This is a genomic window from Modestobacter sp. VKM Ac-2983 (genome assembly GCF_026967885.1).
Classification (GTDB): domain Bacteria; phylum Actinomycetota; class Actinomycetes; order Mycobacteriales; family Geodermatophilaceae; genus Modestobacter.
Map to the genome: position 1 here is coordinate 220,428 of NZ_JAPVBK010000004.1, position 16,354 is coordinate 236,781.

Consider the following 16,354-nt stretch of genomic DNA (forward strand, 5'->3'; position numbering starts at 1 on the left):
ACGGCAACTGCGCCGTCGACGACGGGAGCACGGCATGGGCACACGACTGCGGGACGTCCTCACCGGCGGGGGGCTGCGCCGGATCCGGATCAGCACCCGGCTCCTGGCGCTGGTGCTGGCGGCCGTGGTCGGGATGGGCACCATCGCCGTGATCGGTGCCCTCCAGGTGCGCCAGACCATCGAGGCAGAGCAGCGCAACAAGGCCCAGTCCGCGGTCGAGGCGGTGCTCGGCGTCGTGGCCTTCTACGGCGCGCAGGAGGCCGCTGGTGCGCTGACCCAGGAGCAGGCCCAGGCCCAGGCCAGGAGCGCCCTCAGCGGGCTGCGGTACTCGGGGCAGGAGTACTTCTGGATCAACGACATGAACCCGACGATGGTCATGCACCCGATCAAGCCGGAGATGGACGGTACCGACCTCAGCGCCAACACCGACCCGACCGGCAAGGCGCTGTTCGTGGAGATGGTGCAGGTCGTCGAGCGCGACGGCAGTGGCTTCGTCGAGTACATGTGGCCCAAGCCCGGTGAGGAGGAGCCGCAGGCGAAGATCTCCTTCGTCGCGGGCTACGAGCCCTGGGGCTGGGTCGTCGGTTCGGGGATCTACGTCGCCGACCTGAACGGCGCCTTCGTCGACGTCCTGGTCACCATGCTGCTGTGGGCGGCCCCGGTCGTCCTGGTGATCGCCCTCATCTCCCTGCTGGTGTCGCGCAGCGTCACCCGACCGCTGCGCCGGATGACCGACGTCCTCGCGGCCGGGGAGCTGCAGGAGCGGCTGGACGTCGGTGCCGGGCGCAACGAGCTGGACCAGCTCGCCGGTGCGCTGAACACCACCCTCGACCGGGTGTCCGACGTGGTCGACGAGGTGGCCGAGGCCTCCCGCCTGCTGGACGGGGCGGCCAGGTCGCTGTCGGCCACGGGGGCGACGATCGCCGGCGCGGCCGGGCGGTCCACCGGGCAGGCGGACGCCGTGACCGCGGCGGCGAAGGACGTCAGCTGCTCGATCGACGCCGTCGCCACGGGGGCGGAGGAGATGGGTGCCTCCATCCGGGAGATCGCGCACAACGCCGCGGAGGCCGCGCGGGTCGCCGGCAGCGCGGTGAACGCGGCGGAGAGCGCGAACCAGACGGTGGCCCGGCTGGGTGAGTCCTCGGTCGAGATCGGCAACGTGGTCAAGGTGATCACCTCGATCGCCGAGCAGACCAACCTGCTGGCGTTGAACGCCACGATCGAGGCCGCACGTGCCGGTGAGGCGGGCAAGGGCTTCGCGGTGGTGGCCAACGAGGTCAAGGAACTCGCACAGGAGACGGCGAAGGCGACCGAGGACATCGCCCGCCGGGTGGAGGCGATCCAGGCCGACACCCAGAGTGCCGTCGGTGCCATCGGCGGGGTCACCTCGGTCATCGCCCAGATCAACGACTACCAGACGACGATCGCCTCGGCCGTGGAGGAGCAGACCGCCACGACGAACGAGATGAGCCGGGCCATCGGTGAGGCCGCGCAGAGCGGGCGGTCGATCGCCGAGACGGTCGCCGAGGTCGCCCGGGCCGCCCAGGAGACCCATGCCGGCGTCGCCGAGATGCAGTCGGCCACCGGTGACCTGGTCCGGATGTCGGAGGGCCTGCAGCAGTCGGTCGACACGTTCCAGCGGTGACCGCCGGGGTGGCCGGTGCGCCGGCCACCCCGGCCTAGTTCCCGGTCCCGGCCGCCTCCGACAGCTCGGCCATGCTCAGCTGCTCCTCCAGCACCGCCTGGGCCACCTCGTCCAGGTCCCGGTCGGAGCCGTAGGCGTGCGCGCGCAGCAGGCTCAGCGCGTCGGTGCTGTCCAGTTCCAGCCCGACGCTCACGAACCCGACGGCCTGCCAGACCAGCGCGCGGCGGCCGGCGGCCGGTGCGTCCAGCCAGGCGGGGCCGGACTCGGTGCGGGGCTCCTGGTCCATCGCGGCGGCGAAGGTGGCGCTGAGCGCGGTGGTGACCGTGATCGTGTCGAACAGGGACATGTCACGGACGGAGCCGGGCGGTGTCACGAACAGGTCGAGCGCACCGATCCCCTGCAGCCCGCCCTGCAGCGGCAGGGAGATGACGCCGCGGAAGGGGGTGCGCGTGACGAGCTGGTCGTGGAAGACCGGCCATCGGGTGCGCAGCTCCTCCTCGTCGGCGAACACCGGGCTGCCGAGGCTGTGCGCGGACAGGCAGGGCCCCTCCCCGACGGTGAACTGCAGGCGCTCCGCGATCCCGGCCGTCGGGTCGCTGCCGCCCAGCGGCAGCCGCCGGTCGGCGGAGAAGTAGACGCTGAGCCCGGCGCCGGCGACCGGCAGCAGCTCGGCGCAGGCACGGGCCAACCGCTCGGGCAACAGCTCGGGCCCGGGCAGGTCCTGCTCGGCGGCGGTGACGCGGGCAGCGAACTCCTGCGTGAGGTCCATGCCTCCCTCTCCGGGAGCGAACGACCACGGTGGAGAGGGCCGGGGCTGGACCGTGTTCCGCGGTGTCGCTGGGGGCTGTTACCCCCGGGGACGGGGGCGGCACACCTCCCGATCGCTCAGCAGAAGCCGGGCGTCCCCAGCCAGGCGGCCGGCGCGGCCGGGACGTCGTCCCGCAGCACCGCCCCCTCGATCAGCCCGTAGGGCCGGTCGTCGGCGTGGTAGACCACCGCGCCGGGGCCGTCCAGGTCGTTGGCCAGCCCGAACGCGGAGAGGTCCTGCAGGAAGTGGTGCTTGTTCGGCATCGACATCCGTACCTCGGCCACGTCCCGGTGCTGCTCGAGCACCGCCTCGCCCATCGCGTAGAGCGACTGCTGCAGCGCGAGGGAGTGGGTGGCGGCGAAGGTCTCCAGCAGCGTCGTCCGGACGGCGGCGTGGGTGGCGTTCCAGTCCACGTCCAGCCCGGTGTACCGCCACCGGGCGGTCACCGCGGTCGCCAGGATCCGGTCGGTGGTCTCCGGCAGGGTGGTGTGACGGTCCCGGGGGAAGCCCCAGAACTCCGAGCCGGTGGTCTTGAGGACGACGAGGTCGCTGAGCCCGGCGAGCACGTGCAGGTCCTCGCCATCCGCGGTGACCACCGCCGTCCGGACGTCGCCCCCGGTGCGGGAGAACGCGTGGTCGTGCGGCGTCCCGCCGACCGCGATCCGGTCCCACCCGTAGGACTCGATCGCCACTCGGGCCCCGGTGACCCATTCGTAGGAGCCGGCGAGGTGCCGGGCCAGTCGCAGGCCGAACTCCTCCGGGGAGCCGATGCCGTCGCGGGCGAAGGCGAAGACGGTGTTCTTCTGCGCGTCGGTGGTCAGCACGTGCGCGTTGTCGCCGGCGGTGTGCGCCGCCGCGAAGTCACCGCGCAGCGCCGAGCTGACGTTGAGGTCGACGAGGGAGTGCCGGGCGGTGGAGCGGTCGACCGCGACGACCCGCACCTCCGCCTTCCCGTACTGGTTGGGCCCGAGGACGATCGCCATGCGCGCACTCTCCCTGATCTGCGTTGCCGGGATGTTGCACGTGGAACCGACGGCTCAGGACCCTCGGTAGGTGGAGTAGGCGAACGGGGAGAGCAGCAGGGGCACGTGGTGGTGGTCGGCCGGCTCGGCGACGGTGAAGGTCAGCACCACCTCGGGCCAGAACGTCTCCCGGCCCAGCCCGGCGGCCCACTCGCCGGTGCCGAAGACGATCCGGTGCGGGCCGGCGGCGGTGGGCTCCTCGGTGAGCCGGCAGCGGCCGTCGGCGTCGGTGACTCCGGCGGCGACCTGGCCGGCGTCGTCCAGCAGCTGCACCGTCATCCCCGCCGCCGGCCGGCCGGCCACGGCGTCCAGCACGTGGGTCGAGACGCTCATGTCGCCTCCTCGCCGGCGCTCGTCAGCCGCATTCGCGGCGCTGCTGTGCACATCGGTGAGCTCGCAGGCTCGCTCACTGGAGCAGCCCCGCGACCCGCAGGCCCGTGATCTGGGCCAGCTGCTCGGTGGTCTCGGCGCGCTCGGTCTCCGGGTCGTTGCCGAGCCGGCGGTGCAGCTCGGCGAGCATCTCCTCGGCGGACCGGCCGGACGCACGGATCAGGAAGACGTGGCCGAACCGCTCCTCGTAGTCGCGGTTGCCGTCGACCATCGCGGTCCGGACCGAGTCCGCGGCGGTGGTCATCCCGCTCTGCTCCTCCCGTGACGTGCGCGCCTCCGCCGAGGGGCCCTGCATCCGGTCGCCGATCCGGGCGTGCGCCGCCAGTGCGGTGCTCACCTCGGCCCAGGGCAGCGTGCGGCTGACCTCCTCGGCGCGGGAGACCAGCGCCTCGGTGGAGTCGTAGGGGCGGCCGGCGGTGACGGTCGGGGCGAAGGACGGCGCTGCGTTGCAGGACCGCAGCAGCTCCTCGGCCCGCGCCGCCGGTTCGGCGTTGAATCTGTCCAGCGGGGAGTCGGGCACGGCTGACAGGATGCCAGCCCATGATCCCCGCAGAGCTGTACGACGAGCTCGACCGGCGGCTGGCGCCCGTGGACGCCGCCCGGCTGGCCGCCTACCCGGGGGAGTCGTCGGCCCGGCAGCCGGTGCACACCTGCTACGTGCCCGCCGACGCCGTCGTCCCCGGGTTGGTCCCCTCCTGGGGTGCCGCGGCGCTGGCGGCCCTGGACGAGCACGGCCTCCCCGACCTCGGCCTGGACGCCGACCTGGTCGAGCAGGTGCTGCCCCGGGTGCGGGCCAAGCTGGCCACCGAACCGGTCGAGGACCTGCGGGTCGACGCCGAGGACGGCTACCGCGGCCCCCCGGACGCCGAGGACGGCGACGTCACCGCCGCCGCCGCCGTGCTGGCCGCCGAGACCGGGCTGCCGCCCTTCCTCGGGGTCCGGGCCAAGTCGCTGGAGGAGCCCACCCGGCGCCGCGGGGTGCGCTCCCTGGACCTGTTCCTCACCGGCCTCGCCGGGGCCGGCCGGGAGCGGGCGATCGTGACCTTGCCCAAGGTGACCGCGGTCGAGCAGGTCGCCGCCTTCCTGCCGTTGCTGGACGCCCTGGAGCAGGCCAGCGGGCTGGCGCTGGACCTGGAGCTGCAGGTGGAGACCCCGCAGGCGGTGCTGGGTGCCGACGGGACGACGACGCTGGCCCGGATGCTGCACGCCGGCGCCGGCCGGGTGGTCGGCCTGCACTACGGCACCTACGACTACAGCGCCGCCCTCGGCATCGCAGCGGCCCACCAGTCCTCCGACCACCCGGCGGCCGACGTCGCCAAGCAGGCCATGCAGGTGGCCGTGGCGGGCACCGGGGCGCACGCGGTCGACGGCTCGACCAACGTGCTGCCCATCGGCACCACCGCCCGGGTGCACGAGGCCTGGCAGCTGCACGCCGGGCTGGTCCGCCGGGCACTGGAGCGCGGCTTCTACCAGGGCTGGGACCTGCACCCGGCACAGCTGGTCACCCGCTACCTCGCCACCTACGCGTTCTTCCGGGCAGCCCTGCCGGCTGCCGCGGCGCGGCTCGCCGGCTACGTCAGCCGGGTCGAGGGCGGGGTGCTCGACGAGCCGGCCACGGCCCGCGCCCTGGCCACCGTGGTGCTCCGTGGCCTGGACTGCGGGGCGCTGGACGTCGCCGAGGTGGAGTCGGCCACCGGGCTGGACCGGGCGGCGCTGGACACCCTGGCCGGGCGCCGCCGCTGATCCAGCATCCGGCACGCCGTGACTCACCGCTCCTCGGTCATCGCGTTCCGTGCCACTGTGCGGCGGTTCACTCGATCGGGGGAGTGCTGTTCCCGGGGGCGGTTGCCGAGACCAGGGGTGGGTGATTGAGAATGCCAGCAGTTCCCAGGGTCCACCGTCGGTCGAGAGGTGTCGTGTCCGTTCTCGGAGCTCGTCCCGCGCTGCCGGTGCAGCGCGCCCTGGACGAGGTGCCGAGTTCCCGGTCCGCGGGGGCGCGCGGCCACACGGCCCTGGTCTTCGGCTCCGACGACGCGTTGCTCGCCGGCGCCGTCCCCTGGCTGGAGGCCGGCCTCGCCGCCGGCGACGTGACGGTGCTGTCCTGCGCGGAGGACACGGCCGAGCTGCTGCGCTCGGCGGTCGGGGTTCCCGAGACCCGGCTGCTCAGCGACCCCCGCGTCTCGATGCGCGGTGCCCGCGCGCCGGACGCCGTCATCGCCACCCGTCGGCTGCTCGACCGGGCCGCCGCGTCGCCGTCGGGGGTGCTCCGGGTCCTGGGCACACCGGAGTTCGGACCGGCACCCCGCGCCTGGCGGGAGGGGCAGCGCTACGAGTCCGCGGTCAACGAGCTGCTCGCCGGGTCCCCGCTGGACGCGCTCTGCGTCTACGACCAGCGGCAGCTGCCCGTCGACGTCGTGGCCAGCGCCGGGCAGACCCATCCGCACCTGCTCGTCGACGGCGTCCCGGTGGCGAGCGCCGGCTACCTGCCGCCGGCGCAGTACCTGGCCGCGCTGCCGCTGCCGCGCGAGCCGATGGAGGGCGGCCCGCCGCTGTTCGCCGCCGACGGTGCCCGGTCGCTGGGCACCCTGCGGCACCAGCTGGCCGCGGTGCTCGCCACCTGCGTGCCGGATCCGGACCAGTGCACCGACCTGCACCTGGCGGTCAGCGAGATCGCGGCCAACGCCTTCCGGCACGGCACCCCACCGGTGGCGGCCCGGGTGTGGGCCTCGACCGACCGGGTGGTCTGCACCATCAGCGACTGCGGCACCGGGTTCACCGGCCCGCTCGCCGGGTTCCAGCCGGCGCACGGCGACGACCTCTCCCAGGGCGGCATGGGCCTGTGGCTGGCCCGCAAGCTGTGGGACCACGTCGACCTGCTGCCCGAGCCGGCCGGCCTGACGGTCCGGCTGAGCTCAGCGTTGCGCTGAGCCGGCACGGCGACGGCCGGACTCCGCTCGTCACCGCGCCGGGAACCTGATCTCCCCTCTCCGGGCATGGGAACTGCCCGCCGAGGTCCTTCAGAACTAAGATGCCCGGTGTGATCGTGGTGACTGCGGCCGGCGGGCTGACGGGGACGGCGGTCGTGCGTGCCCTGCGCGCCCGAGGGGAGTCCGTGCGCGCCGTGGTCTCCCGCCGCGGTCCCCGGCCCGCGCTGGACGAGCTCGGCGCCGAGGTCGTCGTCGCCGAGCTGACCTCGCCGATGGCCTGGTCCTCGGTGTTCCAGGGCGCGGACGCCACGTACCTGATCTGGCCGAACTTCGACCCGGACGAGGCCGAGGGGGCCTCGGCCCTGTTCGCCGAGGCCCGCCGGGCGGGGCTGCCGCGGATGGTCTACCACTCGGTGATGCGCCCGCAGCTGCGGGCGATGCCCCACCACGCCGGCAAGGACCTGGCCGAAGAGGCACTGGACGCCAGCGGGTTGTCGTCCTGGCGGGTGCTGCAGCCCTCCTCCTACGCCGAGAACCTGCACCCGGAGCTGGAGGCGGCGCGCACCAGCGGCGTGCTCCGCAGCCTGTGGGGCCTGCGCACGGCGCAGTCCCTCGTCGACGTCCGGGACGTGGCCGAGGCCGCGGCCGTGCTGCTGACCGAGGACGGCCTGGACGGCGGCACGTTCGAGGCGGCCGGCCCGGAGGCGCTCACCGCACCGCGGATGGCCGAGCTGATCGGCGAGTGGCTCGGTGAGGAGGTCGTCGCCGACGACGTCATCCCCGGTGGCGAGGTGCCCACCGGCTACGCCGCCCGCTGCCGGCGCACGATGTTCGACCACTACCGGGCGCACGGCTTCGTCGGCAGCCCGCGGGTGCTCACCGACCTGCTCGGCCGCCCGCCGCGCACGTTCGCCGAGCACCTCGCCGACCTGCCGCGGCCCGGGGATCCGACCCCGTGAGCGACCTGCTCGACGGGTCGAGGCCCACGCGCGACGGGGACACCGGCACCGGGGACGCGATGGACGTGATCCTGGCGCAGTGGGCGCAGCAGCGGCCGGACCTGGACTGCTCGCCGATGGGCGTCATCGGCCGGATCAGCCAGCTGCAGCGGGAGGTCTTCCTGGCCCAGCGGGCCACCTTCGCCCGGCACGGGCTCGATGCGCCGTCCTTCGACGTCCTCGCGGCCCTGCGCCGGGCGGGGGAGCCCTACCAGCTGACGCCCACCGCGTTGATGCGCACCGCGCTGGTCACCTCCGGGGCCATCACCCAGCGGTTGGACCGCCTGGAAGAGAAGGGCCTGATCACCCGCGGGCGCAGCGAGGCCGACGGGCGGGCCGTCGTGGTCACGCTGACCGACGCGGGGCGGACGGCGCTGGACGCGGCGCTGCCGGACCACCTGGACACCGAGCACGGGATGCTGGCCGCCCTGTCGCCCGAGGAGCGCACCCAGCTGGCCGGCCTGCTCCGCCGCTGGCTCATCACGCTGGGCCGCGTCCCCGGGGGCAGCCCCGACCCCAGCTGACCGGTCGCCGGTCGGTCAGCCCTCGGTGTCCTCGATCTCCTCCTCGAGGTCGCCGACGCCGTCCTCGACGTCGGTGACCCCCTCCTCCACGTTCTGCTCGACGCCGTCGTCGACGACGTCGTCTCCGCAGGCAGTCGTCGTCAGGGCGGCGGCGGCGATGGCGAACGCGGCGACGGTGCGACCCACCGGACGGGGACGGGCGGACCGGGACATGTGACCTCCTGCTCGACGGTGCTGGTGACCCGGAGGCTGTGCCCGGTCACGCCTGCCGGAAACGCGCCGGGGCTCAGCTGTGCTCGGGGCTGCGCGGGGTGGCCTCGTGCACGTCCTCCGGGTGGCCCTCGCGGCGGTCGATGATGGTGAAGCGCCGCCAGAGGCCGCTGAGCTGCAGCGGGCGGGCGACGGCGGCGGTGTGCACGACCAGCGGGGTGTCGATGCCCCGTGGCTGGGCCATCCGCTCCAGCTGCACCAGCGTCGCCATCCCGGCGGAGTTCATGAAGGTCACCTCGCACAGGTCGACCCGGACCTGCTTGAGCGTCGCGTCGGCCAGCATCAGGTCGGTCATCGCACGGACCAGGGGCCGGCGCGCGTGCTCGGTCAGCTCGCCGATGACCGTGATCTCGGCGGACTCCGCATCGTGCGTGGTGACCGTGACCTCGACGTTGGGGGCAGGTTCGTCCATGGCTCCTCGGTTCCCGGCCGGGCTGGAGTTCACTCCTCGGGATCCGCCACGTGCGCTGTGGCGACCCCCGTGGCGCGGCCGAGCAGGAGCAGGCCGTAGGCGGCCAGCGAGGGGCCGTCGGAGAACCGGCCATCGCGCACCATGGCCCGGAACTCCGCCTCGGTGACGAACGCCGAGTGCATGTCGGCCTCGGTCGCCTCCCGCGCGGTGGGGCCGGGCGTCAGGTCCTCGGCCAGCCAGACGTCGAACTCCTGGGTGGTGCGCCCCGGCGCCAGGTCCAGGTGCCCGAGGTGCCGGACGGTGGCGGCGCGCAGCCCCGTCTCCTCGGCCAGCTCCGTCCGCGCCAGCGCCTCCGCCGACCCGTCGACGCCGGCAGGCTGGGCACCCCCGGACCAGGTGCCCTGCGGGAACTCCCAGGACCGCCGCCCCAGCGGGTGGCGGAACTGCTCGACCAACCAGAAGCCGTCCCGCTCGGCGGCGATCACGAGGCCGAAGTGGGGCCGCTCGACGACGGAGTAGACGCTCGGCGATCCGTCGTCCAGCTCGATGGCGTCCTCGCGCAGCCGGAGCCAGGGGTTCCGGTAGACCTCGCGCGTGCTCGTCGTCCGCATGCGTCCCACACTGGCAGAGGAGCGTGGAGGAGGACGCCGATGACGGAACGCAAGCCGGAGGGCATGTCGTTCGAGAGCTGGGTCGAGCACCAGATCGCCCAGGCCCGCGAGCGGGGGGACCTCGAGGGGCTGGCCGGTGCCGGGAAGCCGCTGCCCCGGCGGGACCGGGAGAAGACCACCTACGAGTGGGCGCTGGAGTGGGCCCGGCGGGAGGAGGCCGACGTCGCCGCGATCATGCCCACCGGGCTGGCGCTGCGGAAGGAGCGCGAGGAGCTGCCTGCCCGGGTCGCCCGGCAGCCCACCGAGGAGCTGGCCCGCGCGGTGGTCGAGGCGCACGTCGCCCGGGTCGACCGGTACTACCGGCAGCCGGTCGACGGGCCGTGGATCGCGGTCGGGATGCCGGACGTCGAGGTGATGGTCGCCGAGTGGCGGCTCAGCCGCCCGGTCGTCGTCCCCGGGCCTGCGATCTCGGAGCCGGTGCCGTCACACCGGCGCCGGCGGTGGCTCGGGCGGCGGGCCGGCTGACCGGCCGGTCCAGTCCTCGTTCGCGCCCGTCACGGTGGGTCGCTCACTCCTCGGCCGGCCCCTGGATGTCGACGCTGTCGGCGACGATGTACTCCCGGCCCGCGAAGTCCGTGTAGGCGTCGTCGGTCAGGTCGAGGCCCAGCTCCTCCTCGACCGCGACCTCGTCGAACCCGCTCTGCACGGTCCCGGTGACGAGGAGCACCTGCCCGTCCTCGAGGACGCCCGCGATGTCCGAGCCCACGACGAGCAGCGGCTCGGCGGAGGTGTCCTCGACGCCGGTGATGGAGAAGGAGTTCGGGTCGACCACCTCGTCCACGGTCGCCGACACGGTCACCTCCTCGCCGACGAGGGCACTCGACTGCTCGTAGAACCCGGAGTCGTAGCTGCCGTTGTAGCCGGCGTCCCCGTCGGCCCCGGCGTCGGCCTCGACCCCCTCCTGCTCCTGCTCCTCCAGCAGGTCGCCGGCGCTCCAGACGTCATCCGCGCCGGATGCGTCGTCGCCGGCGGCGGTGTCGTCGCCGGCACCTTCGTTGCCACAGGCCGCCAGGCTGAAGGGCGCAACGGCCAGGATGCCGGCGAGGAAGAGCTTCGCGATGGGACGGGTGTGCTGCTGCACGGTGGTTCCTCTCGTCGAGCCGGGCGTGGGATGCCCGCCGCAGGTTCCGGACACCACAGTCATTGCCACAGCCGGCCGGAGCATGCCCGCCGGCGAGAACTCGACGCCAACACGTGGCGGGGCGCGCAGCGCGGTCCGGCCCGCTTCCCGTCAGCCGTGCTCGCCGGTGGCCGTGCCGGCGCGGCTCGTACGGCGCCCTCCGGGGCACCGCACGAGCCCGCACGGGGTCACGGTGGTGTCACTCGGTCTCGGTCGGCACGGAGGTGTCGACGCTGTCCGCGACGATGTACTGCTGGTCCTCGAAGTCGGCGAACGCGTCGTCGGCCAGGTCGATCCCCAGCTCGTCCTCGACGCCGGTCTCGGTGAACCCGCTCTGCACGGTGCCGGTGACCTGGACGACCTGGCCCTCCTCCAGGGCGTTGGCCGAGTCCGCACCCACGATGAGCAGGGGCTCCACGGAGGTCTCCTCGGTGCCGGCGATGGAGAAGGAGTTCGGGCCGAACACCTCGTTCACGGTCGCCGACACGGTCACCTCCTGGCCGACGTACTGGTTCCGCTCCTCGTAGAACGCGGAGTCGTAGAGGCCGTCGTAGCCGAGCCCGGCCTCGGCGCCGGCGTCGAGGCCGGTGTCGGCATCGGCCTCGAGGCCGGCGTCGGCGTCGACCCCCTCGTCCTCCTGGATGTCCCCGGCGCTCACGCCCTCCTCGGGGCCGGCGGTGTCATCACCGCAGGCAGCCAACGTGAACGGGGCCACGACGAGGCTGCCGGCGAGGAAGAGCTTGGTGATGGGGCGGGTGTGCTGCACGGTGGTTCCTCTCGTCGGGGCAGGCCCGGGACGGCCCGCCGCAGAGTTCGGACACCACAGCGATTGCCTCAGCCGGCCGCGTCACGCCCGAAGGCGGACACCTGATGCCGACTCGTGACGGACCGGTACGTACCGCCCGCCCGGCATGTTCCTCCCCCCGGGCGGGCGTGACCCGATCGTGACGGGTCCGGTCAGAGGAGGTCGAACTCGTTGTAGGACTCGCCACCGGAGAGCAGGGCGTAGCCGGGGCCGCGGTCGAAGAACGGCTGCACCTCCGGGCGGGCCGCCCGGAGCTCCTCGCGTAGCCGGGAGGTCGCCGTCTCGTCGGCCGTGCCGTCGTCCCGGACCACCACGCCGTAGTCGTCCCGGGCGCCGGCGACGCTGACCTTGTGCCAGGCGATGTCCCGCAGCACCTCCTCGACCGGCCGGTCCAGCGGGTCGCCCCAGCCGCCGCCGCCCGTCGTCCGCACCCGGACGACGGTGCCGGCCTTGAGCGGCTCGGCGTCGGCCAGCGCGTCGACCTCGTGCTCGTCCGGCCCGCCCGGGTCCACGGTGATCGAGAACGGTCGCCCTGCCTTGCCGCCCTTGACGCCCCAGCAGGACAGGATCGAGCGGTCGGCGATCGACATGAAGTGCGCGTCGCGGAGCACCCGGATGTCCTTCTCGTAGCCGCAGCCACCGCGGTACCGGCCCGGTCCGCCGGAGTCCTTCGCCAGGGCGAGCCGCTCGATCCGCAGCGGGAACCGGGACTCGGTGAACTCCGTGGGCAGGTTCCGGGAGTCCGGGACGACGTGGATGGTGTCCTCGCCGTCGGCGTAGTACCGCCCGCCGGAGCCACCGCCGAGCACCTCGCGCATCAGGTAGGGCTCGCCGCTCGCGTCGGTGCCGTAGACGCCGGTGTAGCGGATCGTCTCCTGGTCGGCGGGCATCCGGCCGCCGGTCGCCTTGGCCAGCACCCCGGCCAGCACGCCGAGCAGCCGCAGGATCACGAACGTCCGGGCGTTGGTGGGCGCCGGGAAGATCGGGGTGAGCAGCGTGCCCTTCTCCGGGAAGCGCATCTCGATCAGCGGCACGACGCCCTCGTTGACGTCCAGCTGCGCCATCCGCTCCGGCGACTCGGCCAGGTTGCGCAGGATCGGCGCCAGCCACTTCTTCAGGAAGTTGCCGTCGGCGTAGTCGCCGCAGTGGTTGATCGGCCCCTTGGCCTGCGGGCCGGTGCCGGTGAAGTCGATGACCAGCGGGACGTCCTTGGTGGAGTCCATGGTGAGCGTGATCCGCTGCCGGTGCAGCTGGGGGGCGTCGACGCCGTCGTGCTCGGCGTAGTCCTCCCAGACGTAGGAGCCGTCGGGGATCTGGGAGAGGATCTCCCGCCGGTACACCTCGGTCGAGCTGCTCAGGATCGACTCGAAGCAGGCCTCCACCGCGGCGACGCCGTACCGGTCGAACAGCTCGCCCAGTCGGCGGGCCCCGGCCAGGCAGGCCGAGCACTCGGCGTCCAGGTCGGCGGCGAGCGAGTCGGGCATCCGCGAGTTGCGGGTCATGATCGTCAGCGCGGCGTCGTTGCGGACGCCGCGGTCCCACAGCTTGATCGGGGGGACCATCAGGCCCTCCTCGAACACGCTGGTGGCCGCCGACGGCATGGAGCCGGGCACCGCCCCGCCGATGTCGTCGTGGTGGCCGAACGCCTGGATGAAGGCGACCACGGTGGGTGCCCCGTCGACGTCGGCGAAGACCGGCACCGTGACGCACAGGTCGGGCAGGTGGCCGATCCCGCCCTCGGACAGGTAGACGTCGTTGTGGAAGTAGACGTCGCCGGGGTTCATCGTGTCGATCGGGTGGTCGCGGACCACCGGCTGCACCAGCGCGGAGTACGAGCGGCCGGTGAGCTTGCGCAGCTGCCGGTCGTGGATGCCGGCCCGGAAGTCGTGCGCGTCGCGGATCATCGGGGAGCGGGAGGTCCGCCCGATCGACGTCTCCACCTCCCGCTCGATCGCGGCCAGCGTGCCGGCGACGATCTCCACCAGCACCGGGTCGGCCGCGGAGGGGCCAAAGTCGCGACTTTGGCCCTGATCGGTGCTCATCGGGCGGTCTCCTTCGTGAGCAGCAGGTTGCCGAAGCGGTCGACGGTGGCGGAGAAGCCCGGGTGCACCGGGACGGTGGAGCCGAACTCCTCGACGATCGCCGGGCCGGCGACGACGTCGCCGGGGGAGAGGTCGGGTCGCCAGAAGAGCGGCGCCTCGACCCACTCGTCGAAGAACACCGGCCGGGTCCCGCGGCGGGCGTCCCGGCCCGACGGTGCCGGCTCGACGATCTCCGGCCGGCGGATCGGGCCGATCCCGCTCACCCGCAGGTTCACCCACTCCACTGCCTGCCGCGGGTCGGTCGCGAAGTCGTAGCCGTAGAGCTGGCGGTGCGCCGCGTGGAAGGCGGTGGCCACCGCGTCGATCGCCGCCTGGTCCAGGTCGCCAGCACCGACCGGGACCCGCACCTCGAACGCCTGGCCGACGTAACGCAGGTCGGCGGTGCGCTGCATCCGCTGCTCGGCCCGCGGGAAGCCCTCGCCGTCCAGGGCGACCTCGGCCTGGCCCTCCAGGTCGGCGAAGGCGGTGGCCAGGGTGGCGGGGGAGACGTCGGCGTGCCGGGCGACCATCGTCTGCACGTAGTCGTTGCGGACGTCGACGGTCAGCAGCCCGAAGGCACTGACGTTGCCCGGGTTCGGCGGCACCAGCGTGCGCGGCAGCCCCAGCACGTCCATCAGCCGGCAGGCCAGCAGCGAGCCGGAGCCGCCGAAGGTGGTGAGGGTGAAGTCGCGGACGTCGAGGCCGCGGGCGACGGTGACCTGGCGCAGCGCGTTGGCCTGGTTCCACGCCGAGATCTCCAGGATCCCGCTGGCCAGCGCCTCGACCGACAGGCCGAGCTTCCCGGCCAGCTGCTCCAGCCCGGCCCGGGCCGCGTCGACCGACAGCGGGATCTCCCCGCCCAGCAGGTGCGGGGGGATCCGGCCGAGGACGACGTGCGCATCCGTGACGGTGGGCTGCTCGCCGCCGTTGTCGTAGCAGATCGGCCCCGGGTCGGCGCCGGCCGACTTCGGCCCCACCTTGAGCGTGCCCTCCGGTGACAGCCAGGCGATCGAGCCGCCGCCGGCGCCGACGGTGACGACGTCGATCATCGGGATCTTCGACGGGTAGTCGCCGACCGAGCCCTCGGTGGTCAGCGTCGGCTCGCCGTCGATGACCACGGTGACGTCGGTGGAGGTGCCGCCGCCGTCGCAGGTGAGCACCCGGTCGAACCCGGCGGTGCCGGCGATCAGCGCGGCGCCCAGGGCGCCCGCGGCGGGGCCGGAGAGCATCGTGGTGATCGGCTGGTGCACCACCTCGGCCGCGCTGAGCACGCCGCCGTTGCTCTTCATCACGTAGAAGGGGACGGCGGGGGCGATCTCGTCGAGGCGGCGGCGGATGTTGGTGACGTAGGCGCCGACCTTCGGCTTCACCGCGGCGTCGACGAGCGTGGTCACCGAGCGCTCGTACTCGCGGTACTCGCGCAGCACCTGGGAGCTGATCGAGACCACGGCGCCCGGATGTTCCACGTGGAGCACGTCGAGCATGGCCCGCTCGTGGGCGTCGTTCGCGTAGGAGTGCAGGAAGCAGACGCCGATCGTGGTGATCCCGGCGTCGCGGAAGAACCGGGCGGCGTCGACGGCGTCCTCGGGCGAGAAGGGCCGGACCTCGGCGCCGCTGACGTCGAGCCGGCCGCGCACCGTGCGGACCAGGTCGGCCGGCACGATCCGCGGCGGCTTGACCCAGAAGTAGCTGTTGCCGTAGCCGTCGGGGACGGACTGCCGGGCGATCTCCAGCACCGATCCGTAGCCCTCGGTGGTGATGAAGCCGATCCGGTCCAGCTTGCCCTCGAGCAGCTGGTTGGTGGCGACCGTCGTCCCGTGGCTGACCGCGGTCACCGACGACCCGTCCAGGCCCAGCTGGCCGAGCACCTTCTGCACGCCGGCGAGGAAGCCGTCGGCCGGGTCGCTCGGGGTGGACGGCGTCTTGGTGGTGGCGACCTCCCCGGTCTCCTCGTCGACGGCGACCACGTCGGTGAAGGTGCCACCCGTGTCGATCCCGATGCGGACCCGGCGAGAGCTCATGTCGAGAAACCTTAGTGCTGAGATACCTCGACCGGAAGACGCCGACCGGTGAACGTCGTCGCACTCGCCAGTTCGACCGGCGGACGGCGCATCCCGACCGGTCGCCCGGGGCAACGACCCCTCATGGACATCACCGAGATCATCCTGGAGCAGCACCACCAGCAGCGGCGCATGTTCGCGCTGCTCGACGAGATGCCCCGCGGCGACAACGACGCGCTGGGCGCCATGTGGGACCGGCTGGCCGCCTTCCTCGAGGTGCACGCCGAGGGCGAGGAGAAGTACTTCTACCCGCAGGTGCTCAAGCTGGGGAAGGGGAACCCGGACGGCGGCGTGCACGACGAGGTCGAGGACGCGGTCTCCGACCACAACGAGATCCGGGACGCCGTCCGGAAGACCCAGGACCACCAGGTCGGCACCGACGAGTGGTGGACGGCGGTGTGGGAGGCCCGCAAGGCCAACGACGACCACATGGCCGAGGAGGAGCGGGAGGACCTGCTCGACTTCCGGCACCATGCCGACCTGCAGGTCCGGCACGACATCGCCGTGCAGTTCCTGACCTACGAGGCCACGCACGCCGCCGGCATCCCGATCCGGGACAAGGACCCGGAGGAGTACATCGCCGCGAACAGCTGACCGGTGTCGGAGGCGGGGGCCCCACAC

At 73.3% G+C, this 16,354-nt stretch carries 18 protein-coding genes; 7 read left to right on the forward strand and 11 right to left on the reverse strand.

Annotated features, from left to right (window positions below; all coding sequences use genetic code 11):
- Positions 1-34 precede the first annotated feature (34 nt).
- Positions 35-1,645 carry a methyl-accepting chemotaxis protein gene (locus O2W18_RS18280; protein ID WP_269188860.1) on the forward strand — a complete coding sequence of 537 codons (1,611 nt, stop codon included), beginning with the start codon at positions 35-37 and terminating at the stop codon, positions 1,643-1,645.
- 34 nt (positions 1,646-1,679) lie between these two features.
- Here the strand turns inward: O2W18_RS18280 and O2W18_RS18285 are convergent, their stop codons facing one another.
- The 4 genes from O2W18_RS18285 to uraD form a co-directional block, all read right to left on the reverse strand.
- A complete protein-coding gene (locus O2W18_RS18285) occupies positions 1,680-2,414 on the reverse strand; it encodes an ANTAR domain-containing protein (RefSeq protein WP_269188861.1) in 735 nt (244 codons plus the stop codon).
- Positions 2,415-2,530: 116 nt separating this feature from the next.
- Entirely contained in the window at positions 2,531-3,436 is a 906-nt protein-coding gene (pucL, locus tag O2W18_RS18290) for a factor-independent urate hydroxylase (protein WP_269188862.1), read from the reverse strand.
- 54 nt (positions 3,437-3,490) lie between these two features.
- Positions 3,491-3,808: a hydroxyisourate hydrolase gene (gene uraH, locus O2W18_RS18295; RefSeq protein ID WP_269188863.1), complete on the reverse strand. Its 318-nt coding sequence runs from the start codon at positions 3,806-3,808 to the stop codon at positions 3,491-3,493.
- 73 nt (positions 3,809-3,881) lie between these two features.
- A complete protein-coding gene (gene uraD, locus O2W18_RS18300) occupies positions 3,882-4,385 on the reverse strand; it encodes a 2-oxo-4-hydroxy-4-carboxy-5-ureidoimidazoline decarboxylase (RefSeq protein ID WP_269188864.1) in 504 nt (167 codons plus the stop codon).
- 20 nt (positions 4,386-4,405) lie between these two features.
- On the opposite strand from uraD, the gene O2W18_RS18305 reads away from it, so the two are divergent.
- The 4 genes from O2W18_RS18305 to O2W18_RS18320 all read left to right on the forward strand — a co-directional run bounded on the left by O2W18_RS18305 (position 4,406) and on the right by O2W18_RS18320 (position 8,314).
- The gene (locus tag O2W18_RS18305; protein WP_269188865.1) at positions 4,406-5,608 is read left to right on the forward strand and encodes a DUF6986 family protein; all 1,203 of its coding nucleotides are present in this window, start codon (positions 4,406-4,408) and stop codon (positions 5,606-5,608) included.
- Between the two features lie 173 nt (positions 5,609-5,781).
- Positions 5,782-6,792, forward strand: a complete 1,011-nt coding sequence (locus tag O2W18_RS18310; RefSeq protein WP_269188866.1) for a sensor histidine kinase — start codon at positions 5,782-5,784, stop codon at positions 6,790-6,792.
- Positions 6,793-6,902: 110 nt separating this feature from the next.
- The gene (locus tag O2W18_RS18315) at positions 6,903-7,751 is read left to right on the forward strand and encodes an SDR family oxidoreductase (protein WP_269188867.1); all 849 of its coding nucleotides are present in this window, start codon (positions 6,903-6,905) and stop codon (positions 7,749-7,751) included.
- Positions 7,748-8,314: a MarR family winged helix-turn-helix transcriptional regulator gene (locus tag O2W18_RS18320; protein WP_269188868.1), complete on the forward strand. Its 567-nt coding sequence runs from the start codon at positions 7,748-7,750 to the stop codon at positions 8,312-8,314. Before O2W18_RS18315 ends, O2W18_RS18320 begins: the two co-directional genes overlap by 4 nt.
- Positions 8,315-8,329: 15 nt before the next feature.
- On the opposite strand, the gene O2W18_RS18325 is transcribed toward O2W18_RS18320, so the two are convergent.
- The 3 genes from O2W18_RS18325 to O2W18_RS18335 form a co-directional block, all read right to left on the reverse strand.
- Positions 8,330-8,527: a hypothetical protein gene (locus O2W18_RS18325; RefSeq protein ID WP_269188869.1), complete on the reverse strand. Its 198-nt coding sequence runs from the start codon at positions 8,525-8,527 to the stop codon at positions 8,330-8,332.
- A 73-nt stretch (positions 8,528-8,600) separates the two neighbouring features.
- Positions 8,601-8,996, reverse strand: coding sequence for an STAS domain-containing protein (locus O2W18_RS18330; protein WP_269169792.1), 396 nt, complete (start codon positions 8,994-8,996; stop codon positions 8,601-8,603).
- A 29-nt stretch (positions 8,997-9,025) separates the two neighbouring features.
- Entirely contained in the window at positions 9,026-9,607 is a 582-nt protein-coding gene (locus O2W18_RS18335; protein WP_269188870.1) for an NUDIX domain-containing protein, read from the reverse strand.
- Between the two features lie 39 nt (positions 9,608-9,646).
- On the opposite strand from O2W18_RS18335, the gene O2W18_RS18340 reads away from it, so the two are divergent.
- A complete protein-coding gene (locus O2W18_RS18340) occupies positions 9,647-10,132 on the forward strand; it encodes a J-domain-containing protein (protein WP_269188871.1) in 486 nt (161 codons plus the stop codon).
- 43 nt (positions 10,133-10,175) lie between these two features.
- Here O2W18_RS18340 and O2W18_RS18345 read toward each other — a convergent pair whose 3' ends face one another.
- The 4 genes from O2W18_RS18345 to O2W18_RS18360 form a co-directional block, all read right to left on the reverse strand.
- Entirely contained in the window at positions 10,176-10,748 is a 573-nt protein-coding gene (locus tag O2W18_RS18345; RefSeq protein WP_269188872.1) for a hypothetical protein, read from the reverse strand.
- A 238-nt stretch (positions 10,749-10,986) separates the two neighbouring features.
- Positions 10,987-11,553, reverse strand: coding sequence for a hypothetical protein (locus tag O2W18_RS18350; protein ID WP_269188873.1), 567 nt, complete (start codon positions 11,551-11,553; stop codon positions 10,987-10,989).
- A gap of 191 nt (positions 11,554-11,744) precedes the next feature.
- Positions 11,745-13,634: a hydantoinase B/oxoprolinase family protein gene (locus O2W18_RS18355; protein ID WP_269188874.1), complete on the reverse strand. Its 1,890-nt coding sequence runs from the start codon at positions 13,632-13,634 to the stop codon at positions 11,745-11,747.
- Positions 13,631-15,694, reverse strand: coding sequence for a hydantoinase/oxoprolinase family protein (locus O2W18_RS18360; protein ID WP_269188875.1), 2,064 nt, complete (start codon positions 15,692-15,694; stop codon positions 13,631-13,633). Before O2W18_RS18360 ends, O2W18_RS18355 begins: the two co-directional genes overlap by 4 nt.
- Positions 15,695-15,817: 123 nt before the next feature.
- On the opposite strand from O2W18_RS18360, the gene O2W18_RS18365 reads away from it, so the two are divergent.
- On the forward strand, positions 15,818-16,327 hold the full coding sequence (locus O2W18_RS18365) for a hemerythrin domain-containing protein (RefSeq protein ID WP_269188876.1): 510 nt from the start codon (positions 15,818-15,820) through the stop codon (positions 16,325-16,327).
- The last annotated feature ends 27 nt before the right edge of the window (positions 16,328-16,354 follow it).

What these genes read in the sequence shown, in the direction of transcription:
- uraH (WP_269188863.1), bottom strand. Translation starts at nt 3,808, where the DNA reads ATGAGCGTCTCGACCCACGTGCTGGACGCCGTGGCCGGCCGGCCGGCG.
- O2W18_RS18360 (WP_269188875.1), bottom strand. Translation starts at nt 15,694, where the DNA reads ATGAGCTCTCGCCGGGTCCGCATCGGGATCGACACGGGTGGCACCTTC.
- O2W18_RS18340 (WP_269188871.1), top strand. Translation starts at nt 9,647, where the DNA reads ATGACGGAACGCAAGCCGGAGGGCATGTCGTTCGAGAGCTGGGTCGAG.
- O2W18_RS18330 (WP_269169792.1), bottom strand. Translation starts at nt 8,996, where the DNA reads ATGGACGAACCTGCCCCCAACGTCGAGGTCACGGTCACCACGCACGAT.
- O2W18_RS18325 (WP_269188869.1), bottom strand. Translation starts at nt 8,527, where the DNA reads ATGTCCCGGTCCGCCCGTCCCCGTCCGGTGGGTCGCACCGTCGCCGCG.
- O2W18_RS18365 (WP_269188876.1), top strand. Translation starts at nt 15,818, where the DNA reads ATGGACATCACCGAGATCATCCTGGAGCAGCACCACCAGCAGCGGCGC.
- O2W18_RS18305 (WP_269188865.1), top strand. Translation starts at nt 4,406, where the DNA reads ATGATCCCCGCAGAGCTGTACGACGAGCTCGACCGGCGGCTGGCGCCC.
- O2W18_RS18335 (WP_269188870.1), bottom strand. Translation starts at nt 9,607, where the DNA reads ATGCGGACGACGAGCACGCGCGAGGTCTACCGGAACCCCTGGCTCCGG.
- O2W18_RS18285 (WP_269188861.1), bottom strand. Translation starts at nt 2,414, where the DNA reads ATGGACCTCACGCAGGAGTTCGCTGCCCGCGTCACCGCCGCCGAGCAG.
- O2W18_RS18355 (WP_269188874.1), bottom strand. Translation starts at nt 13,634, where the DNA reads ATGAGCACCGATCAGGGCCAAAGTCGCGACTTTGGCCCCTCCGCGGCC.
- O2W18_RS18280 (WP_269188860.1), top strand. Translation starts at nt 35, where the DNA reads ATGGGCACACGACTGCGGGACGTCCTCACCGGCGGGGGGCTGCGCCGG.
- pucL (WP_269188862.1), bottom strand. Translation starts at nt 3,436, where the DNA reads ATGGCGATCGTCCTCGGGCCCAACCAGTACGGGAAGGCGGAGGTGCGG.